This window comes from Vibrio sp. Vb0349 (genome assembly GCF_033338975.1).
In genome coordinates, this window is sequence record NZ_JAWOTS010000072.1 from 1 (window position 1) to 2,299 (window position 2,299).

A 2,299-nucleotide genomic window follows, 5' to 3' on the forward strand; every position below is an offset into this window, starting at 1 on the left:
CCTGAAATTAACCAAGCGTTAAAAGAGCAGTTAGACTCTGGTCTGCCTTATCAAACTCTTGATATTGCCACTTCTGCTAAAACTCACTTTATTAAGTCTGTTAAGTCTTTTCTTCCTCAAGAGCTGGGCGATAACTGTGTTATTCAGTTCTGTGGACCATCGGGTGCTGATGCGGTTGAAGCTGCGATCAAGCTAGCGAAACAAACGACAGGTCGTAATACCATGTTTGCTTTCCGTGGTGCATATCACGGTATGACAAACGGTACGATGGGCATGATGGGTAATTTAGGAACAAAAGCGCGTCGTACTGGCTTAATGTCAGATGTGCACTTTATGCCTTTCCCATACAACCTACGCTGTCCATTTGGTCTTGGCGGTGACGAAGGTGCGAAAGCAAGTATTCGTTATATCGAGCGTTTATTGAACGATGATGAAGCGGGTATCATGAAACCTGCTGCGATCATCGTAGAGCCAGTTCAAGGTGAGGGCGGTGTAATTCCTGCTCCAGCATTCTGGTTGCGCGAACTACGTCGTATTTGTGATGAGCACGGTATCCTACTGATTTTTGATGAAATTCAGTGTGGTGTGGGTAAATCTGGTTACAACTTCGCTTTCGAAGAAGCGGGTATCGTGCCTGATGTATTGTGTCTTTCTAAAGCGATTGGCGGCGGCTTGCCAATGTCACTGCTTGTGATCAATAAGCAACACGATACGTGGAAGCCAGGCGAGCACACGGGCACATTCCGTGGTAACCAACTTGCAATGGTTTCAGGTGCTAAAGCGCTTGAAATTATCCAACGTGACAACCTTGTTGAGCATGCGAACGTTGCGGGCCAATACCTACGTTTTGGTCTCGAAAGCATCCAAAAACGTGTTAACTGTATTGCTGAAGTTCGTGGCAAAGGCTTGATGCTAGGCGTTGAAATCAAGAATCCTAACGGCGAGCTTAACAAGTTTGGTGAACCTCTTGCTGACGGTCAGTTGACCCTAGCGATTCAACGTGCTGCGCTTGAGCGTGGTTTGATGGTTGAGAAAGGCGGCCGCGAAGGTTCTGTTATTCGCTTCCTTCCACCACTTATCATTTCATTCGAACAGATTGACTTCGCATTACGTGTGCTTGAAGAAGCGATCATCGCCGCAGGCGGTAGCCACGTTGAAGCTGCACCACAAGAAGAGTGGAAAAAGCACTTCATCCATACCGGTGAACTAGGCAGTGCTGAGTTTGCATCAGTAATGAACCACACAACTGCTGCAATGAAGTCAGTGTTTGAACAAGTTAACGCACCATACTCAGGTATGGAGCCTAAAGCGTTAGAAGATGCGATCAACGCGGTTGACCTAGACAACAAAAATGCGTCACTTAAATCCGTAATCGATGATGTGGCAGAGCTGGTGGCAAAGAACGCTATCTTCACTCAACACCCTGATTGTATCGCGCATTTGCATACGCCTCCTTTAATGCCGGCTGTTGCAGCAGAGGCGATGATTGCAGCACTGAACCAATCAATGGATTCATGGGACCAAGCATCTTCTGCAACTTACGTTGAGCAAAAAGTGGTCAATTGGTTGTGTGGCAAGTACGACTTAGGCGAAAAAGCCGATGGTATTTTCACTAGCGGTGGCACTCAAAGTAACCAAATGGGTTTGATGCTGGCACGTGATTGGATCGCAGATAAGCTCAGTGGTCATTCAATCCAGAAGTTAGGTCTGCCTGACTACGCTGACAAACTTCGCATCGTATGTTCTAAGAAATCACACTTCACAGTTCAAAAGTCTGCATCTTGGATGGGGCTTGGTGAGAAAGCGGTGATGACTGTGGATGCAAACGCCGATGGCACCATGGATATCACGAAGCTAGATGAAGTGATTGCGCAAGCGAAAGCTGAAGGGCTAATTCCATTTGCGATTGTTGGTACTGCGGGTACGACGGATCACGGTGCAATTGATGACCTAGACTTCATCGCCGACATGGCAGTCAAGCACGACATGTGGATGCATGTGGATGGTGCTTACGGTGGTGCGCTGATCCTTAGCAGTCATAAGTCTCGCCTGAAAGGCGTTGAGCGCGCTCACTCTATCAGTGTCGATTTCCACAAATTGTTCTACCAAACAATCAGCTGTGGCGCACTTTTGGTGAACGACAAGTCGAACTTTAAGTTCTTGCTTCATCACGCAGATTACTTGAATCGTGAGCACGATGAGCTACCAAACTTGGTCGATAAATCTATCGCGACAACCAAACGTTTCGATGCATTGAAAGTTTTTATGACCATGCAAAACGTGGGTCCGAAGGCACTGG

General features: G+C 47.2%; 1 protein-coding gene. It reads left to right on the forward strand.

What is annotated here, in order from left to right:
• Window positions 1–2,299: diaminobutyrate--2-oxoglutarate transaminase family protein (locus R7Q47_RS23225; RefSeq protein WP_318089405.1), on the forward strand; the 2,299-nt coding region annotated here is incomplete at both ends.